The following is a 17,793-nucleotide window of genomic DNA, read 5'->3' on the forward strand; positions in this document are numbered from 1 at the left end:
GAACGTTTTAGAAATCGACAGTTGCCGACAGTAATAAAGTGCGCGGTGAGCCTTGAGAGAACGCGCCATAGGAAGCGACGCCCGACCAGTACTCGTGGTCCAACACGTTCTGCACGGTGGCGCGAAACGTGGTCGCCCGTTCGTCGATGCGCGTGGTGTAACGCGCGCCGACATCGAAGCGAGTCCAGTTGTCGAGTTGCTGCGTGTTGGCTTGGTTGACGTACTGGCTGGCGGTGTGGATCGCACCACCGGTCAGCGTCAGCCCCTCGACCCATGAGGTGTCCCATTCGGCCCACAGGTTGGCTTGCACGTTGGGAACACCGACCGGTTTATTGCCCCGGTTACCCGCCACCGAGGTTTTGCTCAGTTGTGCATCGAGCAGGGTGACGCCACCGAGCAGGCGAGTACCGGGAGCGACGTCGCCAAACAGGCTCAATTCCAGGCCACGGTTGCGCTGTTCGCTCTGTACCGAAAACACCCCGCGGGCCAGTTCACCGCTGGGCTTGGTGATCTGGAACAGGGAGAGGGTGGCACTGAAAGTGCCATAGTCGGCCTTGACCCCGAGCTCGTGCTGACGGGAAACGTAAGGGGCAAAGATCTGCCCGGCATTCGATGCCGTGGACGGCGCAATCTCGCCCTTGCTCAGGCCTTCGATGTAGTTGTAATAGAAGGAAATGTGGTCCCAGGGCTTTAACACCGCGCCATACAGCGGCGTGATGCGGCCATCGTCGTAGGCGCTGGTAACCACACCGGCGCTGTAGTTATCGGACTTGATGTTCTGCTGGCGCAGGCCCAAGGTCAGTAGCACCCGATCATCGAGCACCGACAGCGTGTCACTTAGCGCCACGCCCGTCAGTTCGCTCTCGGAGACTTTCGGTGTGGCCGGCTCGGGGATGGAGGGCTTTGGGCGGTCCACCGGGCGATAGATATTCGACAGGATCGGTGCGCCGGAGTTGATCCCGCGCGACAGCACGTCGTGATAACGGCTGGCTTGCAGGACCGCGCTGTGACTGACCGGCCCGGTGTCGAATCGCAGCCGTGCGCCCGCGTCGAGGGTGTAGCGCGCGACTTCAAACTTGTAATAGCCGGGAACCGACGAGGTATCGCCCGCAGCATTGACGATGGTCGGTGTCTGGTCGGACATCCGCGCGACATCCGATTTGCCACCGCCGGCATGGGCGAAGACCGTCAGGGCGTCGTTCACGTCGTATTCGCCACTGAGCAGGGCGGACTTGTCCCGAGTACGCGACCAGCCCCATTGCTGACTGACATTGATATGGCCGTTGGCCGCCGAGGGAATGTCCATGTCCGGGGCAATCAGAAAGGGCCGCGAGGCAGCGTCGAACCGTTCTTCCTGGTTGAGCCAGTCGAAGTGGATGCGCAGGCGTTCACCCTGATAATCCAGGGCCAGGGCACCGATATCGACATGGCGCGATTGATCGTCGATCACGGTATCGCCCACCTGTGTACTGCCATTGAGGCGTATACCGAACCGGCGTTCCTGGCCAAAGCGTCGGCTGACGTCGAGGTGGCCGCCCAGTTGCGCGTCCATGGCGTAGCTGGCGGTGAAACGGGTCAGGTCTTGCTCCAGGGAGCGCTTGGGCACCACGTTAATCACACCGCCGACCGCGCTATTGGGCGACATGCCATAGAGCAGGGCACCGGGGCCCTTGACCAGTTCGATGCGCTCGGCGTACTCGGTGAACACCCGGTAGTTGGGCGCCACCCCGTAGACGCCGTCGAACGCCAACTCACCCAGATTGCCCTCGCCGACGGGAAACCCACGCACAAAAAAGGAGTCGACGATGCCCCCGGTCTGCCCCGTGGAGCGCACCGAGGAGTCACGCTCCAGTACATCGGCGACAGTGACGGCCTGTTGATCCTTTATCAGCGCCGAGGTGTAGGTACTGACGCTGAAGGGGGCATCCATCACATCGGTATTGCCGAGGACGCCCAGGCGCGCGCCGCTGGCCACTTGGCCACTGGCATACACCGGCGGCAAGGCATCGCTGCGTTTATCGGTGCCAATCACCGCCGTTTCACCCAGTGTCAGCCGGTGCTGGACCAGGGTGTAGCTGCCATCGCTGCGCAAAACCATGGCCAGGCCGCTGCCTTGCAGCAGCCGATCGACAGCCTCCTGGGTCGAGAACCTGCCAACCAGCGCAGGGCTGCTCAGGCCGTCGGTCAGCGAGGGCTGAAATGACAAGGCAATGCCGGCGCCCACGGCGAAACTCGACAGGGTCGCGCCGAGCGGCCCTAAAGGAATGTTGTAGGTACGCACCGCCAAAGCGTCCAGCTGCATCGGCCCGTTGGCCAGGGCAAACGGGCTGACGCTTGCGATCAGGACAAGGCTGAGCAACGCACTGCAAATGACTGGTTTGAGCTGGCGATCCGGACGCAGAGGGCGTGCAGCAGGCATGAATGGGTGAACCTATGAACAGGACGGTTAAAGGTCTTCTTCCTAGTAGCCAGCCGAGAGCAAAAAAAGTATCAGCGCTGCGGCGTTTTTTTTCTCCAGCTCTTTTTCGCCGGTTCAGGCGGGAGACAGCATGACCCAGAAGCCGTCCAGACGGCCGCTGACCAGGATCGGGTAGGTTTGCGCGAGCATGCTCAAGGTGCGCTGGGTATCACCGATGGGGTAGGCGCCGGAAATACGCAGGCCAGCGATTGCCGGGTCGAGGCGCACAAAGCCACGGTGATAGCGCGCCAATTCGTCGACGAAATCCGCCAGGCGCATCTTGTCGGCCATCAACATGCCTTGCGTCCAGGCGCCGACATAGCGGTCGGCGGCGGTGACCTGGCCAAAGGTGTGGGCAGAAAAATCGGTACGCTGCCCGGCGTTGACGATCAGGGGTGTTCCCTGGCGCTTGTCTGCCAGGTGCACCTTTACCGCACCTTCGAGTACGGCAAGGTGAGTGCGCGGTTGCCGTTCGCGAACCGTGAAGCGCGTACCTAGCGCTTGCATTCGACCCTGGCGGGTGCTGACCAGAAAGGGCCGCGGCGAGGGTGAGGGGTCCGGTGCGGTCTGCACCAGTATTTCGCCTTCGCGCAAATGGATGAGGCGTTGGCGGGTGTCGAACAGCACGTCGATGGCGCTGTCGGTGTTGAGGGTGATTGTCGAACCGTCCGCCAAGGCCAGCTCGCGGCGCTGGCCGACAGCGGTGCGATAGTCTGCCGACCATTGCTGGGACTGCGCCAGCTTCCAACTGCCCCAGCCAGCGGGCAGGATCGCCAGGATCATTGCCAATTTGCCCAGCGCGGCCCGGCGTTGCGGGCTGTTTGGGCGGTCGAGCGCGGACATCGCCAACGACGGCGGAAGCCCGCCTAGCTTGCTCTGCAGCACCTGCGCCCGCGCCCAGGCACGACTACGCTCGGGGGTGCTGGTTTTCCAGTGTTCCCACTCACCGCGTTCCGTGTCACTGAGTTCGCCCTCACTCAGGCGGATCAGCCAGTCGGCGGCTTCTTCGAGGGCCTGCTGAACGGGGGGCGACGTATTGCGCTGGGTGAGCATTCACTCCACCAGCAACAGGCACTGGACGAAGGCTTGTTTCATGTAGCGTTTGACCGTAATCAGCGAGACACCCAGTTGCTCGGCAATGTCGTCGTATTTCAGGCCGCTGATCTGCGACAGCAGGAACGCACGTTTGACCGGCGGCGGCAACGCGTCGAGCATTGCGTCGATTTCGTGCAGGGTCTCCAGCACCATGAAGCGCATTTCCGGCGAAGGCACCTGGGGTGCAGGCAGATGCGCGAGGGCGTCCAGGTAGGCGCGTTCCAGAGCCTTGCGTTGATACCAATTGACCAGGATGCCCTTGGCCACGCAGCTCAGGTATGCCCGGGGCTGCTCGATGACAGTGACGCGGGAGGCGAGGATGCGGGTGAAGGTATCCTGCGCCAGATCCGCCGCATCCATGGCGTTACCCAATTTTTTTCTCAGCGTCGCGTACAGCCAGCCATGATGGCCGCTGTACAGGGCTTCGATCGCGCGCAGGTGATTGTCGTTATTCGCGGGAAGGGTATGGCTCATGGCTGCAGATTTTTATGCAATTGAGAAGTATTCCCAATGCTAGTTTACAAACCGGCTGCGACGCAAGCGCGGATTGGTGTCGCCATCAGACGCTCGGCAGACCGTCAAGTGCCGCGATCATCGTGTCGATTTCCGTTTCGGTGTTATAGGCATGAAGGGACGCGCGACTGACCTCCCGCAAGCCCCTGTGCTGCATATCGAGCAAGGTCGAACGGAACGTCGAGGTCGTCACGTTGATGCGCTTGTCCTGTGCCGCCAGCCACTGCTGTATCTGCGTGGCGCTGTTGCGCTGATGAGTGAATGTGACGATGCCCGAGGTGAGGCTGCCAGTGTCGCGCAGTGTCACGCCCGCAAGATCCGCCAGGCGTTGGCGCAGGTAGCCGGCCAGGTGTTGAATCCGTAGCCACATTGGCTCAATGCCTTGAGCCAAGGCGTATTCCACGGCGCAACCAAGCCCCAGCTTGGCGGCGACGTTGCACTCCCAGTTCTCGAAGCGGCGGGCATCGGCGCGGATCATGTAGGTATTGCTGGTTTGCAGCGAGGCGGCATGCAGGTCGAGAAACACCGGCTCCAAGTTCTGGCACAACGATCGTTCCACATACAAAAAACCCATGCCGCGCGGTCCGCGCAGGTACTTGCGGCTGGTGGCGGCGAGCATGTGGCAACCGATTTTGTGTACATCGATCGGCATCTGCCCGACAGCCTGGCAGGCATCCAGCAGAAATAGCACGCCGGCAGCGCGGGCGAGGGCGCCGATCTGTTCGATCGGTTGTACCGGCCCGCCGTTGGTGGCGATGACCGGCAAGGAGATCAATGCGACACGCTCCTGCTCAAGCAGGGTCTTCAAGGCCGGCAATGACACCTGGCCGTGTTCGTCGTTGGCAATGACGCGCACTTTAATACCGCGCTGCTGCTGCATTTGCAGGTAAGGAATGTAGTTACCGGCATACTCGGTGGACGAGGTCAGCACTACATCACCGGGTTGCAACGGCAATGAATAGAAGGCCATGTCCCAAGCCCGAGTCGCGTTCTCGATCACGGCAATTTCGTCCGGCTGGGCGTTGATAAGCCGCCCTATGGCGCCATACACGTTCTCCAGTTCGGCGGCGCATTGCCCGGCCGCTTCATACCCGCCCAGGCTGGCTTCGAGCTGAATGTGGCGGGTCATGGTTTCGATCACCGGCGCCGGCATCAGTGCGGCGCCGGCATTGTTGAAGTGGATCAGTTGCGCGACAGCGGGCGTATCGGCGCGCAGTTGTTCAATGTTCAAAGCACAGGCTCCTGGATCAATCCCCGGGCGGGGCATGGCTCGGTTGCATGGCTGCCGGCCAGTAGCGCAGCGCGATAATCGGGAGCAACGCCACCCCGTAGGCCAGACAAACGAACAGGTAGGTGTATTGCAAGCCGTAAACCTGGCTGAGCAAGCCACCCGCCGAAATCCCCGCGATGGAGGCAAATTGCGCCGTGCCTTGGGCAATCCCCAGCACGTGACCTTGTTGCGAGCTATCGGCGGTTTTCGAGACCAGCGCCATCAGCACCGGTGTCGTCGCGCCGAGCAGCACGCCCCAGATGAAGTAGGCGGCAACGAACACCACCGGATTACGCGTGACACCCGCCACGGCCGTCAGGGCGATGCAGCCAAGCACCACGTAGGTCATGCGATGCAGGGTGTCCTGCTGGCTGCGGTGCTCGAAATAGCGCGACCACGCCGTGGCCGAAAGAACGAACCCCAGTGCCAGCAACCCGTAGCACAGGCCGACCACCGTATTGCTGACCTCGAACACCGAGCTGACATACAGCGAGAACGACGTTTGCGGCAGCATCCGCGCCAGCAACAGAATGCCCATCACACCGAGCAGCGACAGCAAGGGCGAGCCTTGCCAGAGACTGCCTGGGCGCTCGGCAGGCATCAGCTTGCCGGCGGCGGCCGGGGCTTTCTTCACCGGCGGTACGTCCGGCAAGGTCACGGCGGCGATCACGGTGCACACCGCACACAGTGCCGCGGCAATGATGTTGATCCAGAAGAATGTCGCGTAATCGAGGATCACCCCCCCGACCACAGCGCCCAGCAACGAACCGACATTGGTCGAGATCTGCAAAATGGCGAACAATCGCGCCCGCCGCGAAGGGGCCTCGATGCTCACGCCATAAGCTTGCGCCGGGGCGATGTAACCGGCGAACGCGCCTTGCAAGAAGCGCAGGATCAGAATGACCCAGATATCACTGCACAGGGCCAGCCCAAGTTGGGTCAACGACAACCCGGCGAGCGCGCGGATCATCATCAACTTGTGGCCATAACGGTCGCCGATACGGCCCCAAAATGCGCTGGTCAGAATAATGCCCAGCATCGGGCCGACATACACGGCGACGCTGGCGAAGCTGAAAACCGACTCTGAAGGGGTCAGCCCACGCAGGTGGACAGGCCAGAACGGCCCGCTCATTTCCATTGCACCCATCGATACCAGCTGGATCGCAAATAGAAGATAAATCAGGATTCGTACTCTCGAACCCTGGATGACGCCTGCATGGGACATGAGTCAGCCTCGGTTAAACGCTAGCGAGCGGGTTGGTCAGGGTGTGTTGCAAACGATAGTTGCTGTATTGCATCAAGTGCATGCGCAGCAACGAGCGGGTCGGCCATGGGTCTTCGACGAACGCTTTGTGTTCGGCCTCCCACAACGCCGGCTCAACGCGGTCGCGCACGGCCTCGAAGGCCAGGTCGGTTTCTTCGCGCAATACTTGCCACAACCTGGTGTTGTTCAACCCGTACTCCTTGGTCAGCCACAGCGCCATCTCGTGCAGGTGGGTGAGGTACGTGGCATCCAGCACAAACATGCGCACCGGCTCGATATCACCCGAAAACACCGTCGGCAGGATACCCGGCTGCACGTGTGGTTGCAGGCTATAGCCGCGCGCTTGCAGCAGCGGCGCGTAGGTGCGGCCATCGCCAAAATCACGAATCAGCAGGCTGCGTGCCTGGCCGTCCGGGGAGAACAGCACCATGGTGTTCTGTTGATGCGCTTCAAGGCCGATGCCATACAACAGGTAGATCGCCACCACCGGTTGGGTCACGACTCTTGCGTATTCGCGGTACCAGTTTTCCACCTGGCCCGCTTGGGCCCGCACGCCGTCACGCTCGATCAAGTCCGTGAACAACGGACGGCCATTGCCCGGCAAACGGGTAAACAATGAGGCCACGGTAATGGGCAGGCGATTGTCGTGGCGCTCGAATGCCGCTTTGCTGGCGCGATAGACCACCGACAAATGGCGGCCTGGATGATCGTCCTGAGTTACCGCGTTCTTGTAACGCACACCGATTTCTTCGGCAAAGATCTCCAGGCGTTGAGCGAAACCGTTTTCCTCTTCAAGAATGCTGCTTATCACCGTGCTGATGCGCGGCCCCATGTGAATCGACTTGGCTTGCAGGCTGCGCAGTTCACTGGTCATCCATACGGCAATCGGCAGTTTTATCAGCGGCGCGCAGTGGTCCAGCACCGGCATCATGGTGCGATAGGACATGGTCGGCAGGGTGGTAATGTCCGGGCCGTCGGTAATCAGGATGCCTTCTTCGATTTCCACTGCGAACGTCTTCAGGACGTAGGCTTGCAAGTGCCAGGTGTGAATCGGCAGCGGCAGCCACTGGCTCTCGTCCAGGCCTTTGCTGTTGAGCGAGGCTTTCCACTGTGCCCATTGCGCCGGGAAGTTGCTGGCGAACCAGTTGGGGTAGCTGCGCACGTGGGGCATGCTTTCGCTTATCGCGTGGTCGGCACGCAGGGAGGCGATACGCAGCGGCACTTGGGCGTTGAACTCGGGAGACAGTTCCTCGACTTCGGCATCGGTCAGCCCCGGGCGCGATTTCCACGTCGGGTAGTACGGATGCCCTTCCAGCGAGCCCCACTGGTCGAGCAGGATCGCGGCGTCCTTGGTTTTTGCATGTTGGCGCAGGTAGTCGGTAAAGCTGTCGAGGCCCTGATCCCGGGCGGCCTGTTGCAGGCGGGCGTTCCATTGCTGGCGATGCTGGCGGGCGTGGGCATCGTTGGTCAGGCTGTTTTCCATGTCTGACTTGAGCCCGGCCACACCTTCATCGGTAGGCTCGAAGTCGAAACTGTCGCGCAGCACATCCAGCATGTCTTGATGGTGGGTGATGACCTGGCGTGTACCTTCGTGGGTGAGCAGTACCACCTCACCGTCGTTGACCAGGGTGTCCGCCGGGCCTTTGGTGATCTCGCAAAACACCAGATGAGCGCGGCCACCCTTGAGTGGGTAAGTGGCCTGGTTGCCCTCAGCGGCGAAGCTCAGGGCCGAACGGTCGAGGATGTTTTCGGCAAAAAGGCAGCGAATCAGGCGTCGCAGGGCGTTTTTGCGGGAGTAGGCGATCAGTGTCTTGAAGTCATCCATATCTGCGGTCTGCTCGTCGAAAAATCTGAATAAAGGGTTCAGGCCGCAGCGGTTGCGGGGCGTGGCCATTGGTGTGGGAAGTAGTCGAGCGCGCAATCGCCCAGGCCTTGCATGTAGCCAATGCTCCAGTTCAGGACTTCTTCCATATAGGGCACCTTGAAGTCCAAGCGCCTGGCCATTTCCACCAGCAGCACCAAACCGTAAGCAATGTCTTCGTTGAAGGCACGGCTCTGGCGCTCGATCACATAGCCGGCGCGGTTGCCGGGAGCGGGCACCATCGGCGCGAGGATATTGTTGTAGGCCTGATTGGTGCGCAGGATTGAGAGCATGCTGCTCGGGTCGCGGATCTGCTCGCCGTAGGCTTCGACGATTTCCTGTTTCAGCGACTTGACCGATGACAAGTCAATGCCCATGCGCTGGCTGATGGCCGCGCACAACCCCTGGCTTTCCTGATCCATGCGTTCGAGGAAATAGGCGCCCAGCTCCGGGCACTCGTTCCACCAACACAGGGGCTGCGCAAAGATCTTGCGATGCCATTGGCCGTAGGGGCCGATCAGCCCATAAATGACCGAGCTGTGCATGATCGGGTTGCCTGGCGTCAGCGTAATCTCCAGGTAATCATCCAGCATCGTCACGCAAGGCCCGTACAGTCGGGTGAGAATTTTTTCCAGCTGTCGTTGTGCCGACTGCGGCTCCCTGGCATGGGTGGCCACATACAGCCGGCTCTTGCCGCCGCCCATTTTGATCGACCGTCCCGGCGTCAGCTCGAACGCGGTATGCGGGACATCCTTCATGCCCCAGATCACCAGGTTCGGGCGGTCGGGCAGGGTGGCTTCGGCCAGCCAGTCGAAACCGCAGAAGCCCGGAATCGCGCCGATGTAAACCAGTTTGCTGGTAGTGAGGTGAGGCGCGATGTCTTTCAGTGTTTGCGCTCGGGCATGGGCCGGCACGGTGATGATGACGATGTCGGCATCTTCAACCGCCGCCCTTGCATCGGTGCTCACCCGGTCCAGTCGGGCTTGCACAGTGGAGCCGTCGGGCAACAGCGCCTGCATCGGCACCTGCAGGGCATGTTGTTCGATGATGCTGCGATTGCGAGTGAGCATCGAAACCTGAACATGGGGCAGCTGCTTGAACAGGATGGCGTTGAGGTGGCCAGTCCTGCCACCCCCACAAATGGCAACTTTCAACAGATTCATCGAGAGGCGTTCCTGTGTGAAGGGTAGGGTCATGCGACGCTCAGTTGCAGCGGCGCGGAAACGGCGTCCAGCCATTGGGTCTTGCCCAGCCAGGCATCCAGTTGGGGGGCGATGCTGGGGTCGATCAGGTCGCGTTCCTGCAGCCATTTATCGTCGAACACGGTGTGCAGGTACTTTTCGCCACCGTCGGCAATCGGCACCACCACGTTGCCGCTCAACACACCTTTGTGGATCAGTTCCAGCGCCTTGAAAATCGCCCCGCCGGTTGAGCCGCCAACCAGTAAGGCGAGGTTGCGGGCGATATAGCGCGCAGTTTCGAACGCTTGGGAATCGGTGACTTGCACGCCCAGGTCGATACAGCTGTAGTCGAGCACCAAGCCGACGGTGTCCCCAGCCGGCGTGCCGGTACCCGACTGGTAGTAGGGGTAGCCAGGATGACCAAAGACAATCGAGCCGGCAGGCTCCACCGCAACGGTCACCGTGTCGGGGTTGTGTAGCTTCAGGCCGCGAGCGATGCCGGTCATCGAACCGCCGGTGCCGACACAACCGACGTAGGCACCGATAACGCCTTGGGCCTGGCCAATGGTCTCGCGCACGAAATCACTGTAGCCGCCAGCATTGGCCGCGTTGTCGGATTGATTCATGAACACGGCACCGGGAATCTGGCTGGCCAGTTCTGCGGCAAGTCGTTGGCGCTCGACCACCGCCACTTCATCTTCGCGGTAGGTGCCTTTGACGAAGCGAATGTCGGCACCGAGGGCCTTCATGACCGCGATCTTGTCCTGGGCGGCGTGGTGATCCACCACCGCAATGAAATGCAGGCCGAACTCGACGGCAGCCATGGCCAGGCCGATCCCGGTGTTGCCAGAGGACGACTCGACGACCACGCCACCCGGTTTGAGGCGCCCGGACTTGAGTGCAGCCAGCACCATATTGCGCGCCATGCGGTCTTTGATACTGCCCCCGGGGTTGTTCTTTTCAATCTTGAGCAACAACCGCGCGTTAGTGCCGGGAACATCAATGCCTAAGATGGGCGTGTTACCAATAAGGTCCGAGACTTTATTCAATATCATTACAGTCATTCCCTTTAGTAGTCAGGTGAAAACCTATAGTTACCTTGCGTACAACAGGTCGCCGTCAACCGGCGGGGCAGGGGGTGGCGATGAAATTCGTTCTCCAGCAAGTCCATTTGATAACCGGCGGTATTGACGTAAACCAATAAATCACCGGGCTGTGGTGTAGTGGAAAAGTTGATTAGGCGATGGGTGATGACATCATCATCAAGACAACTGTGGCCGGCGATGTAAGCTTGCGTCGCAGTGCATGGCAGGCCCGGTGAGCTGATTAATAAAGGATCAACCAGATACTCGGAGCCGAACCAGGTTTCACACGCACTGAAGCTGCTGCCCTCAACAAAAATAACGGCTTTGTTTTCGGCAAGTTTCTTGGTGCGGGTGACGCGAAATATTGAAATCGCCGCTTGATCGACAAGACTACGGCCCGGCTCCAGGGCCAGGGTGATGTGTTGTTGCTTGAAATAACGGGCGATGGATAACCCGGGCGAAAATTCAGCATCCAGTAATAAGCCAAGCCATTGTGATGCGCTCAGTTCGCCGCCGTATGGGTAATAATCGCCTGGAACTTTCTGGTTGTAATAATGACTCGGCTTATTATCGTTCTCAAAAAAATGGGCGTAGGCGTGCGGCTCGACATAACGTACCGGCAAGCCGCCACCGATATCGATCATCCGCGGGTTCAAGCCCATCTCCCGAGCCGCCTCGACGAATCCGCCGACCTCTCGCACCGCTTGTGCGCGGGACTCGAACCCATAGCCGCCCAGATGAAAATGGAAGCCCTCAAAATTGAAAATATCGGTGTGTTTCGTCAGCTTTTGAAGGCCTTCAAGCAAGTCGGCCGTGCCCATGCCAAAGCGGCTTTTGGGGCTGTCTGTGGGCCTGTAACGCAGTAATACTCTGGCTTTGCTGAAGGGCGACTGTGTTTGCAGTACACCTTGCAGGTGACCTAACTCCTCCAGCGAGTCGATGCAGATGAGCGATCCAGCACCCACCAAAGCCTGATGAAATACGGCGGTTTTGGCTGGGCCCGTGGCGCAGATTTTCGCAGCACATGCACCTGCCCGCAGCGCCGCATGCAGTTCGTGGATGCTCGATACATCGATGCCGATCGCTGACTGCGCTGCCGCTTCCAGCAGGCTTTGTGACTTGTTGGCCTTGGCACCGTAGAACATTTCGTAAGACAGGTTGTGCTGTTTCAATACGGCCAGCAATGCCAGGGTATTTAGCTCAAAGGCATGCGGCCATACCAGATTCAAAGGTGAACCATGGAACTTGACCAGTTCCGTAAGTATCCCCGGGGATTGGTTGATAAGCGTGGAAATTATTGGGTCGATCAGCGGCTTTAACATGCCTGGCTGATGAACTTCGGCTGTTTGTTCGGCAGGCATTGAATTTATTGCATGCATAGTTGCCCCTTGGCGTCGAAAACAATCTCGCCATTGATAGTTCGACAACTTCTCGTTATCGATAGATACCGTTTTTGGCTCGCTAAAAACGAAGGCCCACGCAACTCGGAGGCGGCCGCCAGGCGATATCTAAAGTTGGATCCATCGCGCCGATTGCAATAAATGATTCACAAAATAATTGCATGACAACCCCATTCCATAAGGTTTGTACGGATGTTTCGACGGGCCATTAGTTGATGGCCAATTCCCGGTGATGGCACGGTGGCGGGGATTCAAATGACATCACCGCCATGTACTTACCGAGGTGCAAATTGCGTGTTTAGAAACTCGGGTAGTTCCCCTTGACGGCGTGAACAATATTGCGAACAGGAATGATTATCAAGTAAGATTTTCAGGTATTTTTGAATAAAGACCTGCGCAAGGCGAATCAATGAACGTGTATTTACACGCTCAAGGACGCGTTCGCCCGCCGATTAAAAACCCCTTTAATACCTTGAACAACAAGGTGTTGGCGGTTGTTTCGAGAAGGCCCGGACAGGCCCGCAAATGGGCTGCCCGAGGCCCCGTAAATGTGTCAGTAACCACGACTGTTTCACGCCTAGGAGCTATGCCATGCAATCCGATCGATTCAGCAGCACGACCCCACTCGCGATCAGCTACCTGTTTGTACCGGGCAATCGGCCCGAACGGTTTCCCAAAGCGGTCGGGGCAGGGCCGGACGCAATTATTCTCGACCTCGAGGACGCCGTTCACCCACAGAGCAAAGCCGCCGCCCGCGTTGCCATCGGGAGCTGGCAGGAGGGCGCCGAGACCGTTTCCTGCGAACGATACATCCGCCTGAACAGCATCAGCAGTGCGCTGTTTCGCCAGGATCTGAGCTGGCTCTGCAACATGCGGCATCCCCAGCGATGCGATGGCATTTTCCTGCCCAAGGCCGAGTGCCCCGAGGCGCTGGCGCGGGTGGTCGAGCATCTGCTGGAATGGCAACCCGGGTTGAAAATCATCGCAATCATCGAGACCGCCAAGGGGTTGCAACAGGTGGAATCGATCGCAGCCATTACGGGTGTGGCACGGCTGGCATTCGGCTCGCTGGACTTCTCCCTCGACATCGACTGCAGCCAAACGCCGGAGGCGTTTCTATTCGCCCGCAACCGCATCGTCCTGGCTTCGCGCACGGCTGATCTGCCGGCGCCGATCGATGGGGTTACCCCGGCGATCAGCGATTTGGCGGTCGTCACCAAGGACTCGCACTACGCGCGTTCACTGGGGTTCGGCGCCAAGCTGTGCATCCACCCCGCGCAATTGAGGCCGGTGCAACGGGCCTTCCTGCCCGATTCACGGCAATTGGCCTGGGCCGGCCGGGTGATGAGGGCGGTCGCGTCGGGCAGCCACGCGGTGCAAGTGGATGGCGAAATGGTCGACCTGCCGCTGATCGAACACGCCCAGCGCCTGCTTGAGGTCGCCCGCCGACACGCGCCGGTGTCTGGCGCCGATGCCTGCTGAAACCGGGCCAATCAGGAGGTTGACCATGGAACACGCTTATCAGATCGCGTTGCGGCCGTTGTGCGAAGTTGTGCAGTCGGAACAGGTCGATCCGGCCAATGTCACGCTGCTGCGCGAATCGATCGCGCGGGCAGGGCAGTGGCTGGAACCCATCATCGTCGAGCGCTCGCAAGGCATCGTCATGGACGGTAACCACCGTTTCAACGCGGCGTTGCAGTTGGGCCTCAAGCGCGTGCCGTGCATCCAGCTCGATTACGCCGATCCGCGGGTGTGCGTGTGGCACTGGCGAACCGGGCAGGCGTTCGATGTGGCACGGATTTTCAGCACCATCGCCCGGGGCGAGATCCTGGCGTACAAGACCACCCGACACGCGTTTGAACCCGCGTTACCGGTGGTCGCCATCCCGCTGGAATGCCTGTACGGCTAGGTTTGGCGGGGCTCGATGAAAAAAACGCTTTCGAAGGTGATACTTTTTCGCAGACCGACTGGCAATAGGAGTGATTAGCATTTTCCCTTGTTGAAAAGGATCCTCACGTCATGCCTGTTGTCCGTCTTCCCAGCGGTGAGCGCTTGTTAACACTCGCCATCCGTACCGCGCTGTTGAATTTTGTTCTGGTCGCAGGAAGCGCCAACGCCTGGGCTGCAAGCCCCGAGCAACAGGACGTTGCCGCCGACAAGTCATCCAGTAACCCAACGGCGACGGGCGAGCGCAGCGATGCGCTGGAACTCGACACCACCCACATCAACAGCCGCTACAACGGCCCGACCGCATTAACGCCGGTGATCGCCGGCGGACAGGTTGCCCGCGGTGCACGGCTGGGCATGATGGGCAACAAAGACGTGATGGACACGCCCTTCAGCGTCACCAGTTACACCGCCAAGACCTTGGCCGACCTGCAAACCGTGACCGTGGCCGATGCGCTGGAGCGCGATCCTTCGGTGCGCTCGACCGGGCAGACAGGAGGCATCGTCGATTCATTTTTCATTCGTGGCTTCCCCATCGGCGAGGGCAACCTGGGTGAACTGGCGTACGACGGCGTGTACGGCGTGGCACCCAACTACCGGGTATTCACCGAATATGCCGAACGTGTCGAAGTGCTCAAGGGGCCGGGCGCATTGATGTACGGTATCTCGCCGAACAGCGGGGTAGGCGGGGTCATCAACATCGTGCCCAAGCGGCCGCTGGACGAAGACCTGACCCGGGTCACCACTTCTTACGCATCCGACTCCCAAGTGGGTGGTCACCTGGACCTCAGCCGCCGTTTCGGTTCGCAGAACCAGTTCGGTGTGCGCTTCAACGGCAACCTGCAGGGCGGTGATACCGCCATCGAGGAGCAACAGCGGGATCTGGGCGTTGGCGCCATCGCCCTGGATTATCGCGGTGAGCGTTTGCGCCTGAACCTGGACTACATCAGCCAGAAGGAAAGCTGGGAGGGTGCTTCACGGCCTTTCACCATTGCCCCGGGCGTTGAGGTTCCGTCCGCGCCCAATGGCCGCACCAACCTGCCGCAGGCCTGGGGCTGGTCGGACACCAAGGAGCAGTCGGCGTTGCTCGGCGGTGAATATGACGTGAGCGACAGCCTGACCGTGTTCGCCCATGCCGGTGGCGGCAAGTCGGACGTCAAGCGCCTGTCCGACCAGGTGCCGCGCATCCTCAACGCGGCGGGGGATACCAGCAATACGCCGGGTTACTACAAATTCAACGTCGACCGTTCGACCGCCGATATTGGCGCCCGTGGCATGTTCGCCACCGGGCCGATCACCCATACGACCACGCTGATGGCGACCCAGTATCAGGATGAATTGTCCCGCGGGATCAACAGCGGCACCGAAATCCACTCGAACATTTATCACCCGATCGATGTACCCAAGCAGCACATCCGCTCACCGAAAGTGTTGCGTGTTTCCGAGTCGGACCTGTCCGGCGTTGCGTTCACCGACACGCTGTCCATGCTTGACGACCGCTTCCAACTGACCCTTGGCGTACGCCGGCAGCAGATCGAATCACGCAACTACAATGCCGCGGGTTCGGTCAGTTCAAAGTACAACGACAGCGCCACGACCCCGCTGGTGGGCGTGGTGGTCAAGCCCTGGGAAGACGTTTCCCTCTATTACAACTACGTAGAAGGCTTGAGCAAAGGTGACATTGCCCCAGGCACGGCTGCCAACGCCGGCGAGACATTCGCGCCTTACGAATCCAAGCAGCATGAGCTAGGCGTGAAATACGAACACGGCACATTCATGACCACACTGGCGTTGTTCCAGATCGAGAAACCCAGCGGTGAGATCGGTTTGGGCAACGTGTTCTCGGTACAAGCCGAGCAGCGCAACCGCGGGATCGAATTGAGCCTGTTCGGCGAAGTGGCGCCGGGTACGCGCTTGATGGGGGGCGTAACGGTGCTGGACGGCAAGTTGACCGATTCGGCCACCGCCGCCAACCGCGGCAATAAACCGGTCGGCGTACCGGACGTGCAGGCCAATCTGTGGGCTGAATGGGATACGCCATGGCTGGAGGGCTTCACCCTGACAGGGGGTGCGATCTATACCGACAGCCAGTACGTCAACCAGGCCAACGCCCAGGCGTTGGATGCCTGGACCCGTTTCGATGCCGGCGCACGTTATGCAACGAAGATCGAAGGCCGGCCGACGACATTCCGCGCAACGGTGCAGAACGTGTTTGACCGTGAGTATTGGTCGGGTGTCGCTTCATATGGCGCGTTCTCGCCGGGTTATCCGCGCACCTTGCAGTTGTCCGCAACGGTCGATTTCTGATGCCCAAGGGCAGGCGCGGCCTAGTTGCTGCTGCCTGCCCGAGCATTGGTCTGGAGAGTGTCTAGGGAACCAGAGGCGATCTACGGGTTTAGGGTAGAGCTACATTTTTTCAACTTTGGCATCGGGCCGCATCATGGCAGCTGGTTTCTGAAAGAGATCGGAGCACAGCATCAGGCATCAAATCGCGGCGCTGAATGTGGGGTTTTTGGAGCGGTAAAAAAATAATTAATAGAACAGGGCTGGTTCAGGTAGTTACATTTATTGGAGCAAGGGCCGTTTTTATCAATAACGTTCAGTTCAACGCCACTGCCGGTGAATTCACACTCAGTCCGGGCTTCGGTATCGCTTTACGCTATACCGGAGCGCCGTACTGGCAGTGGCTCGCTGTGAGATGACCTAACGCCAGTATGGTTTATAGATGTCCATATACTGGTAGATAGAGTAGGCGGATGCTAATAGCGGAATAACTGTTACCCATACGATAGACCGCTCATTGGCCGAAATTGCCTTTCGCCCTATTGAGTAAATCAGCAGGCCGATAAGAAATGCCCACTTCAGTCTGTCGAACGTATAAACAATGGCGTGTTCAAGCATTAGTGCATTTTCTAAAAGAATAAATGCTGATACAGCTATTAAGGTGGCTGGAATATTTGTATTGCTATCATTTTTTCGATATGTAAATAGCTCGATTAGCAAGAGGCCGATGGCAGCAATCCATGGGCCAAATGATTGCATCAGAGATAGAAGCCAGTCCCCCCAATTGTAGTATGAGACAGCGGCGGATCTGCTGGTAAATCTTTCTGTTAGTGACCGGAAATATGGTTCTATTCCGACGAGTTGCCAGTAATAAGCAAGAACGGAAAGTCCTCCTAGGAGTGTAGTTATTGAAAATATAGTCACGTTTTTTAGTTGGCTGTCTTTTTCGGATTTTACTACTACGACAAAGAAGCATGCTATGCAAAGCAGGTACGCTGTCCACTCGATCCAGCAAGCGACGAAGCACAGCGTTCCCAGCGCAATAGCTCTACGTGTCGTCATCCTCCCCACAATTAGATACAGGGCAGTGGCAATAACTGGCTGCATGACCTGGTGCGCCCACAGTGTTTGGTGGTGTGAGTGCATGGGTTCAACAGCTATTAAGAAGGGTAGGCACGCTAGAACAATTAGGGTGTTCTGGTGTTTAAGATCTTGAGGCCATACTCGCCTTAGGGTCACTGCGAAGATTAGCGCAGTGACCAGAGCAAGACACCAATTCCAGATTTTGAGTGCAGACAGATCCGAGACTGGGCGGCCGCAAAAACTGAGTGCAACACCTGACCTTTCCGGTACGGTGCTGCCACTATGTCCTATCACGAACTCAGTATCCCCGAACGTGCGACCCTTCAACTCGGCCTTGCCCAAGGTTTCAGCCA

13 protein-coding genes are annotated in these 17,793 nt (G+C 59.2%); 3 read left to right on the top strand and 10 right to left on the bottom strand.

Annotated elements, in window-relative coordinates:
* Positions 1–7: 7 nt before the first annotated feature.
* The 9 genes from AC19YT_RS14865 to AC19YT_RS14905 form a co-directional block, all read right to left on the bottom strand.
* Entirely contained in the window at positions 8–2,419 is a 2,412-nt protein-coding gene (locus AC19YT_RS14865; protein ID WP_500610518.1) for a TonB-dependent siderophore receptor, read from the bottom strand.
* Between the two features lie 114 nt (positions 2,420–2,533).
* Positions 2,534–3,511: a FecR domain-containing protein gene (locus AC19YT_RS14870; protein ID WP_500610519.1), complete on the bottom strand. Its 978-nt coding sequence runs from the start codon at positions 3,509–3,511 to the stop codon at positions 2,534–2,536.
* Complete coding sequence (locus tag AC19YT_RS14875; protein ID WP_500610520.1) at positions 3,512–4,027, bottom strand: sigma-70 family RNA polymerase sigma factor; 516 nt, start codon at positions 4,025–4,027, stop codon at positions 3,512–3,514.
* Positions 4,028–4,112: 85 nt separating this feature from the next.
* The gene (locus tag AC19YT_RS14880) at positions 4,113–5,297 is read right to left on the bottom strand and encodes an aminotransferase class V-fold PLP-dependent enzyme (protein ID WP_500610521.1); all 1,185 of its coding nucleotides are present in this window, start codon (positions 5,295–5,297) and stop codon (positions 4,113–4,115) included.
* Positions 5,298–5,313: 16 nt separating this feature from the next.
* Positions 5,314–6,561, bottom strand: coding sequence for an MFS transporter (locus AC19YT_RS14885; protein WP_500610522.1), 1,248 nt, complete (start codon positions 6,559–6,561; stop codon positions 5,314–5,316).
* A gap of 13 nt (positions 6,562–6,574) precedes the next feature.
* On the bottom strand, positions 6,575–8,425 hold the full coding sequence (locus AC19YT_RS14890) for an IucA/IucC family protein (protein ID WP_500610523.1): 1,851 nt from the start codon (positions 8,423–8,425) through the stop codon (positions 6,575–6,577).
* A 38-nt stretch (positions 8,426–8,463) separates the two neighbouring features.
* Complete coding sequence (locus tag AC19YT_RS14895) at positions 8,464–9,624, bottom strand: NAD/NADP octopine/nopaline dehydrogenase family protein (RefSeq protein ID WP_500610524.1); 1,161 nt, start codon at positions 9,622–9,624, stop codon at positions 8,464–8,466.
* Positions 9,625–9,653: 29 nt separating this feature from the next.
* The gene (locus AC19YT_RS14900) at positions 9,654–10,706 is read right to left on the bottom strand and encodes a PLP-dependent cysteine synthase family protein (protein WP_500610525.1); all 1,053 of its coding nucleotides are present in this window, start codon (positions 10,704–10,706) and stop codon (positions 9,654–9,656) included.
* A gap of 5 nt (positions 10,707–10,711) precedes the next feature.
* Positions 10,712–12,088 (bottom strand): type III PLP-dependent enzyme domain-containing protein, encoded by a 1,377-nt coding sequence (locus AC19YT_RS14905; RefSeq protein WP_500610526.1) that lies wholly within the window; start codon positions 12,086–12,088, stop codon positions 10,712–10,714.
* A 630-nt stretch (positions 12,089–12,718) separates the two neighbouring features.
* Between AC19YT_RS14905 and AC19YT_RS14910 the strand changes: the two genes are divergently transcribed.
* The 3 genes from AC19YT_RS14910 to AC19YT_RS14920 all read left to right on the top strand — a co-directional run bounded on the left by AC19YT_RS14910 (position 12,719) and on the right by AC19YT_RS14920 (position 16,381).
* Complete coding sequence (locus tag AC19YT_RS14910) at positions 12,719–13,609, top strand: HpcH/HpaI aldolase/citrate lyase family protein (RefSeq protein WP_500610527.1); 891 nt, start codon at positions 12,719–12,721, stop codon at positions 13,607–13,609.
* A gap of 25 nt (positions 13,610–13,634) precedes the next feature.
* Complete coding sequence (locus AC19YT_RS14915) at positions 13,635–14,036, top strand: ParB N-terminal domain-containing protein (RefSeq protein ID WP_095108373.1); 402 nt, start codon at positions 13,635–13,637, stop codon at positions 14,034–14,036.
* 110 nt (positions 14,037–14,146) lie between these two features.
* Positions 14,147–16,381: a TonB-dependent receptor gene (locus AC19YT_RS14920; RefSeq protein WP_500610528.1), complete on the top strand. Its 2,235-nt coding sequence runs from the start codon at positions 14,147–14,149 to the stop codon at positions 16,379–16,381.
* Positions 16,382–16,777: 396 nt separating this feature from the next.
* On the opposite strand, the gene AC19YT_RS14925 is transcribed toward AC19YT_RS14920, so the two are convergent.
* The coding region (locus AC19YT_RS14925; RefSeq protein WP_500610529.1) for a hypothetical protein at positions 16,778–17,793 on the bottom strand (1,016 nt) is incomplete at its 5' end.

It is taken from the genome of Pseudomonas sp. MF08875 (assembly GCF_059862525.1).

What these genes read in the sequence shown, in the direction of transcription:
- AC19YT_RS14870 (WP_500610519.1), bottom strand. Translation starts at nt 3,511, where the DNA reads ATGCTCACCCAGCGCAATACGTCGCCCCCCGTTCAGCAGGCCCTCGAA.
- AC19YT_RS14885 (WP_500610522.1), bottom strand. Translation starts at nt 6,561, where the DNA reads ATGTCCCATGCAGGCGTCATCCAGGGTTCGAGAGTACGAATCCTGATT.
- AC19YT_RS14890 (WP_500610523.1), bottom strand. Translation starts at nt 8,425, where the DNA reads ATGGATGACTTCAAGACACTGATCGCCTACTCCCGCAAAAACGCCCTG.
- AC19YT_RS14910 (WP_500610527.1), top strand. Translation starts at nt 12,719, where the DNA reads ATGCAATCCGATCGATTCAGCAGCACGACCCCACTCGCGATCAGCTAC.
- AC19YT_RS14865 (WP_500610518.1), bottom strand. Translation starts at nt 2,419, where the DNA reads ATGCCTGCTGCACGCCCTCTGCGTCCGGATCGCCAGCTCAAACCAGTC.
- AC19YT_RS14875 (WP_500610520.1), bottom strand. Translation starts at nt 4,027, where the DNA reads ATGAGCCATACCCTTCCCGCGAATAACGACAATCACCTGCGCGCGATC.
- AC19YT_RS14905 (WP_500610526.1), bottom strand. Translation starts at nt 12,088, where the DNA reads ATGCCTGCCGAACAAACAGCCGAAGTTCATCAGCCAGGCATGTTAAAG.
- AC19YT_RS14895 (WP_500610524.1), bottom strand. Translation starts at nt 9,624, where the DNA reads ATGAATCTGTTGAAAGTTGCCATTTGTGGGGGTGGCAGGACTGGCCAC.
- AC19YT_RS14915 (WP_095108373.1), top strand. Translation starts at nt 13,635, where the DNA reads ATGGAACACGCTTATCAGATCGCGTTGCGGCCGTTGTGCGAAGTTGTG.
- AC19YT_RS14900 (WP_500610525.1), bottom strand. Translation starts at nt 10,706, where the DNA reads ATGACTGTAATGATATTGAATAAAGTCTCGGACCTTATTGGTAACACG.
- AC19YT_RS14920 (WP_500610528.1), top strand. Translation starts at nt 14,147, where the DNA reads ATGCCTGTTGTCCGTCTTCCCAGCGGTGAGCGCTTGTTAACACTCGCC.